This window comes from Flavobacterium sp., from assembly GCF_035456225.1.
Lineage (GTDB): Bacteria > Bacteroidota > Bacteroidia > Flavobacteriales > Flavobacteriaceae > Flavobacterium.
Genome location: NZ_DATIDM010000227.1, coordinates 1 through 16,052 on the forward strand (window position 1 = coordinate 1; position 16,052 = coordinate 16,052).

Below are 16,052 nucleotides of genomic sequence, written 5' to 3' on the forward strand. Positions count from 1 at the left end.
AATTAAAATCCTTTTGGCCAATTTCTTGTCCAAGAGATATTGTGCGCCGATAGCCTGATCGTTTAGGAGACAGAAAGCTTCTCCCCGGTCGGAATACGCATGATGCGTTCCTCCGGCGATATTGAAAGCGATTCCGGTTTGCAATGCTTTTTCGGCTCCAAGGATGGTTCCCTGTGACAAACGTAATTCTCGTTCTACCAATTCAGCTGAAAGTGGGAATCCTATTTTTCTAATCGCTCGTGGATCTAACGTGAGGTTAACCAAATCTTCGACATAGAGGCGTTCATGAACGGCCAGAATGTGCTGCATATCGGGTAAACCGGGTTCAAAAAATGCAGAAAGAGAAACAGTACCTTCGTGTAAAAGTTGTTGCGGCAACAACTCATATTTTATCATCGGAAAGCGATGCCCTTCCGGTAACGGATGTTTGTATATCGGATGATAAGCAATCGGGAACATTTACGAATCCATCAGTTGTTGAAAAGCTTCGACAAAAAGGCCAACATGATAGCCGTCCACTAAACCGTGATGCACGTGAACAGACATCGGCATAGTTTTTTTACCGTTTGTCTCCGTCATTTTTCCAAAGGAAATTTTAGGACAACTGTCGGGAAAAGTAAAACTTCTTGAATGTGAAACCGAAGTGAAATCCACCCAAGGGATTGAAGAAAAATGAATGAGATTGTATTCGCCACTGAAATCTCGCGTCAGAAGACCTTCCGTGTTTTGAATGCGATCGATTTCCTGCGCAGCTTTCTCATTGAATTCCTGAAGATCAGAAAAATATTCCATCAGTGCAAAACAGAAGGTTTTATCCTCTCGCATAATTGTAGGCGACACATTGATTTTATCGTATACAACAACTTCACCATCGATAATACGATAGCGGAAATTTTCTATTTCATTAACTGCGGAAAGTGTTTTGTATAGGTAATAGATGAAAAACGAAATTCCTTTTTGTTTGGCAGCTTGATAAGCTTTCGTGCAATCTACCGTAAAAGTCAAACCAAAGAAAGGTTCTTCAAATTGGCTGAAGAATTCAAAATGGGTTTTACGGTTCCAGCTTGCAAGGTCTAACTTTTGCTTCATGGTAAAAGAATGGGTAAGACATCGGTGATTTTTGAAACGGCTTTAAAATTTGGATGCACAATTTCATGGTCGATTTTTTCATGAGCCCAAGTCGTATGAAAGGGAACATGGACAGCATAGCCACCAATGTTCAAAACCGGAAGCACATCTGATTTCAGGGAATTTCCAATCATAAAAAACTCTTCCGGCTGAATTTCCAAACGCTGTAATAATTTTTCATAGTTGAGTTCCTGTTTATCGGCCATGACTTCAATATGGTGAAAATAGGAACCTAAACCCGAATCGTGCAGTTTGCGTTGTTGGTCCTTCAGGTCGCCTTTGGTCGCCACTACCAATTTGTACTTTCCGTGAAGGGCTTCCAGGGTTTCTTCTACGCCGTCTAATAATTCTATTGGCTTTTGAATCAGTTCTTTGCCCAATTCGGTAATTTTTCTAATCCCTTTTGAACCAATTGTTCCGTCGGAAACTTTTATGGCCGTTTCAATCATGGAAAGGATATAGCCTTTAATTCCATAACCGTATAAGGGAAGATTATCCACTTGTGTTTTGAACAGTTCCTGTGACAGCGTCTGATACGAATGATAATCACTCATCATGCCGCAAAATTTCCTTTCGGTTTCCTCAAAATACGGTTCGTTGATGAATAAGGTGTCATCTGCGTCGAAGGCGATTATTTTTGGATTCATGTTCTGTGATTTTTAAAATCGATAAAAAGAATAGTTTTGCTCCTCGTTATTGTAAAAACCAAAGTAAAGATTATTGTCAAATTTGAAAACAGTTTGATTGGGCATTTGGTGTTTTTCTTCAGCGAAAGCCCGCAAACTATCAAAGGCTAAATTTTCAACATTGCCGGAGAGGTGATTAAATTGGTTATCAAACAGGCAGTTTACATAAATAACTTTTCTGTCTTTGTATGAAAGTAAATTTTCCGCAGAAGAATTAGATGTAATAGCCGCCACGATTAAAGCTCCGGTTAAGCCGCCTAAAACCGCTCCTACTGCAATAGCATTGTTGTTGTTTGGCGGAGGAGAAACTCCTCCAATGGTTAGACATAGATTGTCGTTCACACTGTAACAGGACAAGGAAGGATGCAGTTTGTTTAGTTTTCGCAATAATTTCCCCGGTTCATTTATGACCTCTGCTTTTTTTATGCTTCCATTTTCCTGAACCACTTCGGAATTCTTTATTGAAATTTCCTCGTCCGGATTCAATACATTCGACTTCAATAGTTTTCCATTTAAATCCTTTACCAATAAGAACATTTTTTCAGAATTGGTTTTCATCTGAATAATTTGGTCTGGCATCAAAAAAGAATTGGAATCTACACCCATTAAGTCGAGTTCGGCCACTTCGGGTTGTGGGATGCTATTTGTTGACGAGGAGAAATCGTTTAGGTCTATCTTTAATATTTGTGTCAGGTCACTATTATTGTCTAAAGTGATCGTCAGAACGTTTTCTTTTATGTACATTTTTCTCTTATGAGCACTTAAAACCAATGAAGGCGGCGTGTCATCAGAAATAGTTTGTAATGTCATTTCCTCTTCCAACCGACTCTTTTCGTTAAAGACAGACCATAAAGAGGCTGGTTTATTGGAAGCATTCAAGAATATGGTTTGCGAAAAATCTACCGTTTTTTTGTCAAACTGACCGTCTGTAAAACGGTAGAAATTCAATTTATTACTGCTTTTGACTAAAGTAATAAGGTAAAACAAATTGTTTACCGTAATTTTCTTTAAAGGCTTTTCTTTATCAAAGACCAGGGAATGAGCGTTTGTATTAACACTCTTGTCATTCATGTTAAAACATTGCTCGATAATTTCTTTGTTTCTGGAATTCGACCAAAAAATGAAATATTTATTTTGTGAAATGCTATAGCCTATAATCTGGTCAAATTTTTCAGATGGTCTTGTAACGGATAATGAGTCCAATACGCCAAAATCATTATTGAAACGGAGTATTTTTATGTTTTTTTTATCGGTAAGGAAAAAACAAATTCTTTTTTCTTTCTCCTCTACAATCTGGAAAACATCTGATTTTTCAACAAACTTTATAGGTGTTTTTGCTGCTAACTCCTGTGAGAATGATTGAAATGCAGATAAAAGCAATAGCAATAACAATATTCCTCTTTTCATAATTGATTATGGAATTATCCGATTACGGCGCCATTAATCACCCCTTCAGCATCCGGATTCACAAAAACCAGTTTGCCTTCTGCGGTGTTGCTTAACAAAAGCATTCCTTCACTTTCCACGCCGCGTAATGACCTTGGGGCTAAATTTACCAAAACGGTAACGCGTTTGCCGATTACTTCTTCCGGAGAGAAATGTTCTGCAATTCCCGAAACAATTGTGCGAACGTCGATTCCTGTATCTACTTTCAAAACCAATAGCTTGTTTGCTTTCGGCATTTTTTCAGCTTCGATAATGGTTCCGATACGCAAATCCACTTTGGCGAAATCTTCAAAAGTGATGATGTCTTTTTGTGGCTCTGCTTTAGCATTTTCGGCTTTGTTGGCTACTTTGGTTGCTTCCAATTTGTCAATTTGTTTTTGAATTTCGTCGTCTTCTATTTTAGCGAATAACAATTCAGCTTCTCCAATCTGATTTCCTGATGGAAGTAAATCGGATGTGTTGGAAATGTCGTTCCAGCTCAAAGTATTATTCAGTTTTAAGATGTTCTTTAATTTGTTTGCCGTAAACGGTAAGAACGGTTCTGCTAGTACGCTTAAAGCAGCCGCAATCTGCAATGCCACATACATTTGTGTCTGTACACGTTCGGGATTTTCCTTGATGATTTTCCACGGTTCTTCATCGGCTAAATATTTATTACCCAAACGCGCCACATTCATCAATTCACCTAATGCTTCCCTGAAACGGTATCTTTCCACAGAAGAAGCAATTACAGCCGGATAAGCTTTAAGTTCCGTTAATGTTGCCTGATCCACTTCCGTCAATTCATTTGGTTGCGGGATAACACCGTTGTAATATTTATTGGTCAAGACCACCACGCGGTTAATAAAGTTTCCGAAGATGGCTACCAATTCGTTGTTATTTCGTGCCTGAAAATCTTTCCAGGTAAAGTCGTTGTCTTTGGTTTCCGGAGCATTGGCCGTTAACGCGTAACGCAAAACATCTTGTTTTTCAGGGAAATCCAATAAATATTCATGCAGCCAAACCGCCCAGTTTTTGGAAGTCGACAGTTTGTTGCCTTCCAGATTCAGGAATTCGTTAGCCGGTACATTATCCGGTAAGATGTAACTGCCTTCCGCTTTTAACATGGCAGGGAAAATCACGCAATGGAAAACGATATTGTCTTTTCCGATGAAATGAACCAGTTTCGTGTCCTGCGATTTCCAGTACGGTTCCCAGTCCTTTCCTTCTCGGGCTGCCCATTCTTTGGTAGAAGAGATGTATCCGATAGGCGCATCAAACCAAACATACAGTTTTTTACCTTCGGCACCTTCCACCGGAACGTCGATACCCCAATCCAAATCACGGGTTACCGCGCGCGGACGCAAACCATCTTCCAACCACGATTTTACCTGACCAAAAACGTTCGGTTTCCAGTCGTTTTTATGACCTTCCAAAATCCATTCTCTTAAGAACGCATCGTATTGGTCTAATGGCAAAAACCAGTGTTTTGTCGATTTTAAAACGGGTTTTGTTCCGGTAATGGTCGATTTCGGATTAATCAAATCGGTCGCATTTAAGGACGAACCACATTTTTCGCATTGGTCGCCATAGGCTTCTTCGTTGCCGCATTTCGGACAAGTTCCTGTTACGAAACGATCCGCTAAAAACTGATCGGCTTTCTCGTCGTATAATTGATCGGTGGTTTCTTCGATGAATTTCCCTTCGTCATACAGTTTTCTGAAGAATTCAGAAGCCGTTTCATGATGGATTTTAGCCGAAGTACGCGAATAATTGTCGAAAGAAATTCCGAAATCTTCAAACGATTTACGAATGATTCCGTCGTATTTGTCGATTACCTGCTGCGGAGTAATTCCTTCTTTTTTGGCTTTCATGGAGATGGCTACACCATGTTCGTCGCTTCCGCAGATAAAGGCCACATCTTTCCCCTGCATGCGAAGGAAACGGGCATAAATGTCAGAAGGTACGTAAACACCGGCTAAATGTCCAATGTGAATAGGGCCATTAGTATAAGGTAAAGCGGCAGTAATCGTATATCTCTTTGGATCTTGTATCATAAAAATGCGTCAATTTGAATGCAAAAATAATGCTTTTAGCATGAAATCGAAGATTCAACGAAGTTAATTCACGAATTTTCGATAATTTTCTGTACGATTTCTACCTGGAAATTTAATTTTATAACACAATGATTCAGATTATTCTTTAAATTTGTTAGGAATGATTTCAAAATTATGATATGAATACAGTCAAACTATTTTCTGAATCCTTATTTTTGAAATCAATTTTAATACTGACTGCACTATCATTTTGTGCCGTATCTTATTCTCAAAAACGCATGAAAATTCCACCGTATCTTAAAAAAGGCGATACCGTCGCTTTAGTATGTACCGCAAGAAAATTTTTTCCCGAAGAAGCTCAACCGGCCATTGATCTGTTGAAATCCTGGGGACTGGAAGTAAAACTCGGCAAAACCATCGGATTGGACAGCTGCCAGTTAGGCGGAACCGATGCAGAGCGCACTGCCGACCTTCAGGCGATGCTGGACGATGATGATATCAAGGCGATTTGGTGTGCCCGTGGTGGTTATGGTACGGTTCGTATTATCGATACGCTGGATTTTTCGAAATTCAAAAAACATCCGAAGTGGATTATGGGTTTTAGTGATGTTACCGTTTTGCACAGTCATCTGAATACCATGGGAATTGCCACTTTGCACTCCATCATGCCGTTCACGGTTCCCAAAGCACCGGATGAGGTGAAGGAAACCTTACGTAAAGCGCTTTTCGGGGAAAGCCTGAAATATGTAGTTCCGGCAAAAGGGTATGAAATTAAAGGGAAGGCGAAAGGACAGTTGGTTGGGGGGAATCTTTCCATATTGTATAGTTTGTTGGGATCGAAATCCTCTTTGGATACCGATGGGAAAATCCTGTTTATTGAAGATTTGGATGAATACCTGTACCATGTAGACCGAATGATGCAGAACCTGAAACGCAATGGCTATTTCGAAAACCTGAAAGGATTAATCGTTGGCAGCATGACCGATATGCATGATAACGAGATTCCGTTTGGGCAGAATGAAGTGGGGATTATTATGGAAATCGCTAAAAAATACAGCTTCCCGGTTTGTTTTTATTTTCCGGCAGGGCATCAGAAAGACAATCGTACCCTTATTCTTGGTAAAGAAGTTGAATTTGAGGTAAATGCGGATGAAATTATTTTGGAATTCAAGAAATAATGGCAGAACACAATGAATTTGGAAAACTCGGAGAAGATTTGGCCGTTGATTATCTGAAGAAAAACGGGTATGAAATTATCGAGCGAAATTGGTTTTTTCAAAAAGCAGAAATAGACATTATTGCACAAAAAAATAACATTTTAGCTGTAATTGAGGTAAAAACAAGATCGAATTCGGATTTTGGTGATCCTCAAAACTTTGTAAACGAAAAAAAAATTAGATTATTGGTAAAGGCTGCAGATGAGTATGTTAGCTTTAAAAACCTAGATTTTATGGTGCGTTTCGACATAATTTCTGTAACAAAGAACGCAACCATTTGTGAAATTTCGCATCTAAAAGATGCTTTTTATTATTTTTAACATTGTTATAATTGTAACATATTGTTTTTATTTGTAATTTAGCCAAAATTTTTTTTAAATAAGTTTAATTTATGAAAACGATTTCTTCTGTTGTAGAGAATTACATTAAATCTAAACCGTTTTTACTTAATGGTTTAACGCTTGGAATTGTTAATTTGACATCATTAGCCAGAATCATTCAGCATGATTTGGAGAATGAAATGGATAAGGAGGTGAAGCAAGGCGCAATTGTAATGGCTTTAAAACGCTTATCCGAAGAACTGGATTTCCGAATCAACCATAAAATTGAGAAAACCTTAAAGGGAATGGGTGAGATAACTGTGCGTTCCTCACTGGTTAATTACAACTTTCCGATTAATCCAAGAGTTTTAAACAGACAAGCCGATTTTCTAACGGAAATCAGTTCGCTTAAAGATGTTTTCTATACTTCTTCCCGAGGTGTTAATGAAACTAATATTATTTTAAGTGAGTCCATTAGCGATATTCTTGAGAAACATTTTGAAGACGAAAAATGGTTGGTTAAAACGGATAAGTTAGCTTCAATTACAGTTAAGCTTCCTAAAGACAACGTGGGTACACCGGGTCTTTTCTATTTCGTTTTCCAACGTTTGGCATGGGATGGAATCAATATCAATGAAGTAATTTCAACCAATTTCGAAATTACCATTGTGGTTAGCGAAGAGCATATAGACAATGCATTTAAGGTTATTAAAGACCTGAAAAAAGTGTAAAAAGTAAGTTTATTAGTGTTTTTGTTTTTTTTTGTTATTTTTGGAATAACCAAAACTTAACTAACTAAAAATGAAAAAACTAATTACTATTACAGTCTTATGCTGTAGTCTTTTTGCGTTTTCGCAAAATAAAGTAGCATCAAAAGTACGGGAACTGAATTTGTCCAAGACAGAATTCGTTCCCGTTCTTCCTTTAAATTCTTCTGATAAGCGGCCGAACATCGAAATTGAACAAACTGTTACAGAAGCTCAATTGGCAACAATAAAAGCATCCGTGGTTAATGACGTTGTTCAAAAAGGCTATCAGACAATCGAATTACAGCTACCCTATCATGGTAGCATCTTACAGATACAGTTATATAAAGTTGACTTGTTTGCAGAAGGATTTCATGTTGATACGGACAAGCAAAAAAACATTAATTACAATAAAGGGGTTTACTATAGAGGAATCATCAAAAATGACCCTAATTCCTTGGCTTCCTTTAATTTTTTCAATGGCGAATTCAATGGCGTGGTTTCAAGTTCGCTTTTGAGTAATCTGGTAATCGGAAAAATCGATAAACCAGGGAATACCTCCGAATACATCATTTACGAAGATCAGAAAATGAAGGTGGCGTCTTCTAACGACTGTCACACTTCCGATGAACTTACCGGGGAAAAGGAAAACATAACTGACGATTTAAAATCACCAAACAGTACTAAATGCGTTGCCACCTATTTTGAAATCGACAATAATTTGTTTGTTTCAAACGGAAGTGATACGACTACCACCACCAATTGGATGACGTCTGTTTTTAATAACATGCAGACGCTTTATACTAATGACGGAATAACTGTTTCGTTGAAATCTGTTTACATCTGGACCACGCTTGATCCTTATGAGGGAATTGGAACAGGATCCAGCGATTATCTGTATAAATTTAAGGAAGTCAGACCGGTATTTGATGGTGATGTTGGGCAGCTTGTGGGGATAGACCCGGGAGGCCTGGGAGGAGTGTCAATGGGAATCGGAGGACTTTGTACCACGAATAATTATGTTTATTCAGATGTTTATTTAAGCTATTCAACCGTTCCGACATACTCATGGACCATTCAGGTAATTACCCATGAATTCGGACACAATATTGGTTCGCGACACACGCATGCCTGTGCCTGGAATGGTAATAATACGGCTATAGATAATTGTGCGCCTTATGCACTCGGATCAAGTGCTGAAGGTTATTCTTGTATGACGACTCCGCCAACCATACCGAGTAGCGTAGTTAAAGGATCCATTATGAGCTATTGTCACCTTGTGAGCGGTGTGGGGATTAGTTTGGCTAATGGCTTTGGCCCTCAACCGAGTACTGCAATTTTGAATTTTGTTAACTCGAGAGGGTGTTTAAGCACCGATTGTATAGCTATTTGTGTGAATGGAGTTGGTGCTATCGATGCCCAGTATAATGCAGCCTCGACATCGGCGGTTGTTACTTGGACTGATGTGACTGTCGAAGATACATGGCAGGTAGCTGTATTGCCTTTTTCGAGTAATACACCTACATGGAATACTGTAACGGCTCCTACATTTACAGCATATGGTTTGTCTCCTAATACGTATTATAAATTCCGTGTTAAACCCAATTGTGGAAGTTTGACGCCCCTGACGAGAGAGTACATTTTTCTTACTTCTGCTAATTATTGTGACGGAATCACCATTGCAGACACTGGAGGTATTTCAGGAGCTTATACTAACAATCAGAACTTTGTGAGAACTATCATCCCTAATTTGTCCAATAAGAAGATCAGGCTCGACTTTACAAGTTTCTCATTGGAACAGGATTACGATTACCTGTATGTTTATAATGGTTCAAGTACGGCATCACCTTCATTTGCTGCTAACGGCTATACCGGAACAACGGTGCCGGGACCACTTGAATCTTCAGCACCGGACGGAGCTTTAACGTTAAGGTTCTTTTCCGATGGCGGAGTGACCGATCAGGGCTGGGTTGCAACAACATCATGCCTTACAAACCTTGGAATTAATGAAAATAATTATATAGATTATTCGTACTACCCGAATCCTACAAATGGTGTTGTGACGATTAATTCCAAAGACATGATTTCAAATGTGATGGTTTATAACGTTCAGGGACGATTATTATTCTCTGGTGATGTAAATAACCTGACAACGCAAGTAGATATTTCCGGCTATGCTTCGGGGACTTATTTCTTTAAAATGAAAATTGATAATCAGACAGTTAACTTCAAAGTGGTAAAGTTGTAATCGATTTTGTACATTAAATAAAAACCTGTTACTTAAAAAAAGTAGCAGGTTTTATTTTTTATTCAATATATTTGTTAGACTAATAAATCGAAAGTATGGTAGAAATTATTCGAAATGCACATTCTTTAGTAGCTTATTTGGCACTGGGAATGTTGATTGTTGCTGTGATTAACGCCTTTATGGGAATTTCATCCGGAAGGGTATTTGGTGATAACGACAGAAAAATTTCTTTGTTTGCCTTGATTTTCTGTCATATCCAATTGGTTTTGGGATTGATTATTTATTTTGTTTCTCCACTTGGAATGGCGCTCCTTGGCGATATGGGTAATGCTGCCTCACGATTAACTTCTTTAGAGCACCCACTTATCAATATATTGGCCATAGCCCTAATTACAGTGGGTTGGTCAAAACATAAAAAAGAAGAAAGCAGTAATGGTAAGTTTAAGAAAATTGCTTTTTTATACCTTGCCGGATTACTTTTTATATTAAGTAGAATTCCTTGGAACCTTTGGTATCCTTGGAATCGTTAGTTCTAAATCCATAAAGCCCATTTTGGGCTTTTTCTTTCTGTGGCATATTTCTTGTTATTTCTGTAGTTAAAAATAAAAATATGAAAAAAATTATTGCCCCAACTTTATTGCTTTTCATTTTTATATTCTTTGCCAGTAGTTTTACCAGCGAAAAAATGTTATTGAACGAAAAAGCAAAAACAATTCTTCAGGATAGTTTAAAAGCAGATTCCACGCAAATCCGTTTAAATTACAAACCCTATAAAAAAGGGGTTCACGCATCCTACTATCACGACAGGTTTAATGGCAGGAAAACAGCTAGCGGAAAACGTTTCGATAACTCAAAACTGACTGCTGCCCATAAAAAATTGCCATTCGGGACGACGTTAAAGGTCACAAATCCGATTAATAACAAATCTGTTATCGTTACGGTTATCGATCGGGGACCGTTCACCAGAGGACGTGAAATAGATCTTTCCAAAAAAGCCTTCATGGAAATTTCTCACGCTAAAGGGCGCGGGTTCATCGATGTCAATTTAGAGATCGTAAGAGAATAAATTTACCAGCTTTTAAAAGGATGGTTGCTGAGGTAGGCATTGTAATAACGCTCATCACCGGTAACTTCCTTTCCTACCCAATTCGGTTTTTCAAAGGATTCTGTTTCGGAAGCGAGTTCTATTTCGGCTATGATTAAGCCTTCATTGTCGCCTGAAAAGACATCTACTTCATACACATGCGCTCCCACGGTTATTTCATACCTTATTTTATCAATAGTTCCAGGTTCGCAAAGCGGTAATAACTGTTCGGCTTCCGTTGACGGAATTTCCTTTTCCCATTCCAAACGCGTAGTACCTGATTCGTTTCCTTTGCCTTTAATCGTCAAAAAACCTTTATCACCTTTAATCCTGATGCGAACGGTGCGCTCCGGATGGGAGTTCAAATACCCCTGAACAATTCGATTCTTGGTAAAAGCTACTGTTTTAAAATCTTCTGAAGTGACCAGAAATTTTCGTTCGGTTTCCTGCATTTGAATGGGTTAGTTTAAGTTGGAATGAGCGTCGAAGATAAGTAAATCAGTGCAGCTGTCCTAAATTGAAAATGACATCTGAAGGAACAATGGTTTTCGGATAATCATTTTTCGCAAGATGCCACATGGTTTTAGCGATATTTTCCGGTGCGATGCTTCGGAATTTTTTCAGTTTTCCGATCAATAACGGATTGATGGCTTTCATCAGATAGATTCCCATGGTTTCGCCTATCCGCGCTTCATTTCGGTCGCCTGCGATAAGTGAAGGTTCCAGGATATGGGTTTTTGGGATTCCCAAATCAAGAACCTGACGTTCCATTTCTCCTTTGATGCGATTATAAAAAACAGGACTTTTTCTGTTTGCTCCCAAGGCTGAAATTACGATGAATGTTTGAATATTGTTTTGTTTAGCCAATTGTGCCGCTGTTACCGGGATTCCGAAGTCGATGGATTTGTACTCGTTTTCATCCGGAGTTTTGGCTTTGGTGGTTCCGATACAGCAAAAAACAACATCGGCTGTAAAATCGGCTGAATGATCTTCCAGGTGAAGAACATCGATAATGTGTTCCTCTATTTTCGGATGGGAATGGCCCGATTCTTTCCTTGAAAACAGTTTTATTTTATCAAAATCCGAATCGGAAAGCAATAGTTCCAATAGCAAACTGCCTGTCAATCCTGATGCTCCCAAAAGTATGGCTGTTTTTTTCATCGGTTTAGAAATGTTCCTTGAATATACATAAATTTACGGTATGGAACCAGAAATGCTTCAAAGAAAAATTATCCATGTGGATATGGATGCTTTTTATGCTTCGGTGGAGCAGATGGATAATCCGTTGCTGAAAGGAAAGCCCATTGCGGTTGGAGGAAGTGAGGCTAGAGGCGTGGTTTCGGCAGCGAGTTACGAAGCCAGAAAATTTGGTGTCCGTAGCGCGATGAGTGGTTATCTGGCTAGAAAGTTATGTCCTGAACTGATTTTTGTGCGCCCGCGCTTTGACAGGTACAAAGAAATTTCAAATAAAATCCGAAAAATATTTCTCGATTATACCGATCTGGTGGAACCGCTTTCACTCGATGAAGCTTATCTTGATGTGACCCACAATAAAAAGGGGAATCCAAGTGCCACATTAATCGCCCAGGAAATCCGAAAACGCATTTTTGAAGAAGTTGGATTGACAGCTTCAGCAGGAATTTCAGTTAATAAATTTGTGGCTAAAATAGCTTCCGATTACAACAAACCCAACGGGCAGAAAACGGTTAACCCTGATGAAGTTGAGGTTTTTATGGAAGGACTGGATGTGAAGAAGTTTTACGGGGTTGGTAAAGTAACTGCCGAACGAATGTATCAGTTGGGGATATTTACGGGAGCCAATTTAAAAAGCAAATCGATTGAGTATCTGGAACAGCATTTTGGGAACAGCGGAAAATCGTTTTACAATTTGGCACGCGGTATAAGTTACAGCAAAGTTAAACCGAATCGGACTTTAAAATCGGTTGGGGCGGAACGGACGTTCAATGTGAATCTGTCTTCCGAAATCTTTATGGAAGAACGTTTGGAGAACATTGCAAAAGAACTGGAACGCCGACTTAAGAAAAACAAAATAGCCGGAAAAACGGTTACGCTTAAAATCAAGTATTCCGATTTTACCCTGCAAACCAGAAGCAAAACCCTGCCTTATTTTATATCGGACAGCAGTCTTATTTTTGAAGCCGCCAAAGAATTATTGTATCAGGAAAAAATGAAAGATTCTGTTCGACTACTTGGGATTTCACTGCATAATCTCAATACGGAAATGAAAAAATCGGTAGTGGTGCAGTTGAAATTTGATTTTTAGGTATAAAAAAACCGACTTCAGTTTGAAATCGGTTTTCAGATATGTTTTTTGCGAATTAATCTCTGCTGGAAAGCTTGGAAAGCAAGCGTAAAAATTCAACGTACAACCAAACCAGGGTAATCATCAATCCCATAGCACCAAACCATTCCATATATTTCGGAAGGTTTCTTTGTGCTCCTTTTTCAATCTGATCAAAGTCAAGGAATAAGTTCAGGGCAGCAACTACAATTACGAAAGCGCTGATTCCGATACTCATCAATGAATTTCCGTGGTGAATCGGTTGGAAATTGATAAATAGGGAAAGCAGCCATGTGATAAGGTAAAAACTGGCGATGGCCAAAGTCGCGGCTACTACTACGGAGCGAAAACGGTCAGTAACCTGAACAACGTTGTATTTGTACAATCCGAAACAAACTATGAAAGTCACAAAAGTAGCTCCCACAGCCTGAATAACTAATCCTGGGTACATCATTTCGAAAATAGCAGAAAGTCCTCCAATGAAAAGTCCTTCAAAAAAGGCATAACCAGGTGCTAAATAACCTGAATATTGTGGCTTGAAAGCTGCAACAAGTACTAATATAAAGCCAATGATGGCACCACCTATTGTTAAAACAATCGGGTTGTAACCAGTCATAGTCATTGTCCAGGTTACAGCAGCACCAACAACCAATAAAAGCAGCATCAATAAACTTTTGTTAATGGTTCCCTGAACGGTCATCGTTTCATTGTAATCAATAACAATCGTTTGAGGTTCACTTATGTTATCCGTGGAATAACGGCTTGTGTTGGTAAACGATTTGTTCTTAAAAAACGGATTGTTTGAATTCATAGTTTTTCTGTTTGTATTATTTAAATATACTTTTTTCTATTCAATTTCAGAAATGCGCAGCGTGTTTACCATTCCTTTTGCCGTAACGGGCATGGCGGCAAGATTTACCAGCATATCGCCAATTTTTACAAAGCCTTTTTCTTTACAGATGGTGTTGATATCATCAATAGTGTCATCTGTGCTTACAAATTTATCGTAGAAGAAAGCGTTGACACCCCAAAGTAAATTCAGTTGTGTCAGAATACGTTTGTTTGATGTGAAAACCAAAATGTGCGCATGCGGGCGCCATGCTGAAACCTGAAAGGCAGTATAACCACTGTTGGTAAGTGTTGTGATTGCCTTTGCGTTGATGTCATTGGCTAAAAGCGCTCCGTGATAACAGATGTTTTTGGTTATGTAACGGTTGGTTTTGATCTGCGGTTGGTTTTGAGGGACCTGAATTATTGGTGAATCTTCCACAGCTTCAATAATTTGGGTCATTTTTTCGATTACCTGAACAGGATAATTTCCAACCGATGTTTCTCCGGATAGCATTACCGCATCGGCACCATCCATCACAGAGTTGGCTACGTCGTTAACTTCGGCTCGGGTTGGCGTTAAACTGGTAATCATTGTTTCCATCATTTGTGTGGCGATAATCACTGGGATACGGGCTGTTTTGGCGCGATAAACCAGTTTTTTCTGAATTAACGGAACTTCCTGCGCCGGGATTTCAACTCCCAAATCACCACGCGCCACCATTAATCCGTCACAATAAGCCACAATCTTATCGATGTTTTCCACAGCTTCCGGTTTTTCGATTTTGGCGATAACCGGAATTTTATGGTTGGAGTTAGCTGAAATCAAATCCCTCAAATCTTTTAGGTCTTCTTGGGTGCGCACAAATGAAAGAGCAATCCAGTCGACTTCACATCTGATGGCAAATAACGCATCACGGATATCTTTTTCAGTTAAGGCCGGTAAGGAAACTCTGGTGTTTGGAAGGTTAACCCCTTTTTTCGATTTTAACGGACCACCCTGAATCACGATAGCTTCCACCTCCGTGTTCTTGTCGGTTTTCAGTACTTCGAAAATAAGTTTTCCGTCATCCAGCAATATGCGTTCACCCGGATTTACATCTTTAGGGAATTCTTTGTAGTTCATGTAAACCTTTTCGGCAGTACCCAGGATGTCTTCTGCGGTTGTAAAAGTGATAATATCGCCTTTGCTTACGACAACATCTTCTTTCATTACGCCTACCCGTAATTTCGGACCTTGTAAATCAGCTAAAATGGAAGTGGTATAACCGTATTCTTTGTTCAGATCCTTGATAATGTCGATGCGTTCCTGTACATCCGTATAATCGGCATGAGAGAAGTTAATTCTAAAAACATTTACCCCTGCATCTATCATTTCTTTCAGCACTTCTTTAGTGCTGCAGGCAGGACCAAGGGTTGCTACAATTTTTGTCTTTTTTCTTGTTGGCATTGTATCAGAAAATTAAATTATTCTTCGATTTGAGTGTATTTTGTTCGATTTTGTAAGCCGTAGTAATCTGTTTAATCGTGAGCAATTCATCAATTAAACCCTCGGGATTGAAAAAATCGTCTGTATTTTCAATTTTTAAGATATAGTCCACTTTCTTAAGTTCGGGAAGCAGAAAGATATTGGTGGTAATGTCCATTTCTGTTTCTTCGAAAAGGGAAGTGGCTTTGGTTTGTCGGGTTACGACAGTTGTTTTGTTGGGGACTAAATTCCAGTACAGTTCGTGTTTTTCGTCATCAAAAACAAAACGGGTGAAATGGCTTTTGCCTTCGGGAATTTGTATCCCGATATCGTTTTTGCTTTTTTCGAAAGAAATCGCCAGTTTCTGATTGATGAAGTACGCCAAACGGTAATCCTCCAGCGAAGAATGTATCGCGACGAGCTGATAATCAATCGAAATAAAATCGTCAATCTGGATTTTGTGAATGGCCATACTGTTTTTTAAAGATAATGTAAATATACTACATTATAGACTTAAAAAACAGTAAATGAGAGTTGATAACT

17 protein-coding genes are annotated in these 16,052 nt (G+C 38.9%); 7 read left to right on the forward strand and 10 right to left on the reverse strand.

The features are described from left to right. The 5 genes from VLB74_RS13095 to metG all read right to left on the reverse strand — a co-directional run. The coding region (locus tag VLB74_RS13095) for an arginase family protein (protein ID WP_473964699.1) at positions 1–459 on the reverse strand (459 nt) is incomplete at its 3' end. Further along, positions 460–1,089, reverse strand: coding sequence for a chloramphenicol acetyltransferase (locus tag VLB74_RS13100; protein ID WP_325203904.1), 630 nt, complete (start codon positions 1,087–1,089; stop codon positions 460–462). Then, entirely contained in the window at positions 1,086–1,775 is a 690-nt protein-coding gene (locus VLB74_RS13105; RefSeq protein WP_325203905.1) for an HAD family hydrolase, read from the reverse strand. The genes VLB74_RS13100 and VLB74_RS13105 overlap by 4 nt, the downstream gene beginning before the upstream one ends. 12 nt (positions 1,776–1,787) lie before the next feature. Beyond that, a complete protein-coding gene (locus tag VLB74_RS13110) occupies positions 1,788–3,221 on the reverse strand; it encodes a hypothetical protein (protein ID WP_325203906.1) in 1,434 nt (477 codons plus the stop codon). A gap of 14 nt (positions 3,222–3,235) precedes the next feature. Continuing rightward, positions 3,236–5,296 (reverse strand): methionine--tRNA ligase, encoded by a 2,061-nt coding sequence (gene metG / locus VLB74_RS13115; RefSeq protein WP_325203907.1) that lies wholly within the window; start codon positions 5,294–5,296, stop codon positions 3,236–3,238. A 278-nt stretch (positions 5,297–5,574) separates the two neighbouring features. On the opposite strand from metG, the gene VLB74_RS13120 reads away from it, so the two are divergent. The 6 genes from VLB74_RS13120 (at position 5,575) to VLB74_RS13145 (ending at position 10,893) form a co-directional block, all read left to right on the forward strand. Next, positions 5,575–6,474 (forward strand): S66 peptidase family protein, encoded by a 900-nt coding sequence (locus VLB74_RS13120; RefSeq protein WP_325203908.1) that lies wholly within the window; start codon positions 5,575–5,577, stop codon positions 6,472–6,474. Further along, positions 6,474–6,833: a YraN family protein gene (locus tag VLB74_RS13125; RefSeq protein WP_325203909.1), complete on the forward strand. Its 360-nt coding sequence runs from the start codon at positions 6,474–6,476 to the stop codon at positions 6,831–6,833. The genes VLB74_RS13120 and VLB74_RS13125 overlap by 1 nt, the downstream gene beginning before the upstream one ends. Positions 6,834–6,904: 71 nt before the next feature. Further along, the gene (locus VLB74_RS13130) at positions 6,905–7,564 is read left to right on the forward strand and encodes an aspartate kinase (RefSeq protein WP_325203910.1); all 660 of its coding nucleotides are present in this window, start codon (positions 6,905–6,907) and stop codon (positions 7,562–7,564) included. Between the two features lie 70 nt (positions 7,565–7,634). Next, the gene (locus tag VLB74_RS13135; RefSeq protein ID WP_325203911.1) at positions 7,635–9,827 is read left to right on the forward strand and encodes a M12 family metallo-peptidase; all 2,193 of its coding nucleotides are present in this window, start codon (positions 7,635–7,637) and stop codon (positions 9,825–9,827) included. Between the two features lie 95 nt (positions 9,828–9,922). After that, positions 9,923–10,357, forward strand: coding sequence for a hypothetical protein (locus VLB74_RS13140; RefSeq protein WP_325203912.1), 435 nt, complete (start codon positions 9,923–9,925; stop codon positions 10,355–10,357). Positions 10,358–10,437: 80 nt separating this feature from the next. After that, on the forward strand, positions 10,438–10,893 hold the full coding sequence (locus VLB74_RS13145; RefSeq protein WP_325203913.1) for a septal ring lytic transglycosylase RlpA family protein: 456 nt from the start codon (positions 10,438–10,440) through the stop codon (positions 10,891–10,893). A gap of 2 nt (positions 10,894–10,895) precedes the next feature. On the opposite strand, the gene VLB74_RS13150 is transcribed toward VLB74_RS13145, so the two are convergent. Together VLB74_RS13150 and VLB74_RS13155 are read right to left on the reverse strand one after the other, a co-directional pair. Continuing rightward, on the reverse strand, positions 10,896–11,363 hold the full coding sequence (locus VLB74_RS13150) for a CYTH domain-containing protein (protein WP_325203914.1): 468 nt from the start codon (positions 11,361–11,363) through the stop codon (positions 10,896–10,898). Between the two features lie 46 nt (positions 11,364–11,409). Beyond that, a complete protein-coding gene (locus VLB74_RS13155; protein ID WP_325203915.1) occupies positions 11,410–12,072 on the reverse strand; it encodes an NAD(P)H-binding protein in 663 nt (220 codons plus the stop codon). A 40-nt stretch (positions 12,073–12,112) separates the two neighbouring features. Here VLB74_RS13155 and dinB point away from each other — a divergent pair, with 40 nt between their 5' ends. Beyond that, entirely contained in the window at positions 12,113–13,195 is a 1,083-nt protein-coding gene (gene dinB / locus VLB74_RS13160; RefSeq protein ID WP_325203916.1) for a DNA polymerase IV, read from the forward strand. Between the two features lie 55 nt (positions 13,196–13,250). Here the strand turns inward: dinB and VLB74_RS13165 are convergent, their stop codons facing one another. The 3 genes from VLB74_RS13165 to VLB74_RS13175 are packed head-to-tail and all read right to left on the reverse strand — an operon-like array spanning position 13,251 to position 15,981. Beyond that, a complete protein-coding gene (locus VLB74_RS13165; RefSeq protein WP_325203917.1) occupies positions 13,251–14,024 on the reverse strand; it encodes a Bax inhibitor-1/YccA family protein in 774 nt (257 codons plus the stop codon). A gap of 36 nt (positions 14,025–14,060) precedes the next feature. Further along, positions 14,061–15,491: a pyruvate kinase gene (gene pyk / locus VLB74_RS13170; protein ID WP_325203918.1), complete on the reverse strand. Its 1,431-nt coding sequence runs from the start codon at positions 15,489–15,491 to the stop codon at positions 14,061–14,063. Between the two features lie 4 nt (positions 15,492–15,495). Continuing rightward, positions 15,496–15,981: an IPExxxVDY family protein gene (locus tag VLB74_RS13175; RefSeq protein ID WP_325203919.1), complete on the reverse strand. Its 486-nt coding sequence runs from the start codon at positions 15,979–15,981 to the stop codon at positions 15,496–15,498. Positions 15,982–16,052: the final 71 nt, after the last annotated feature.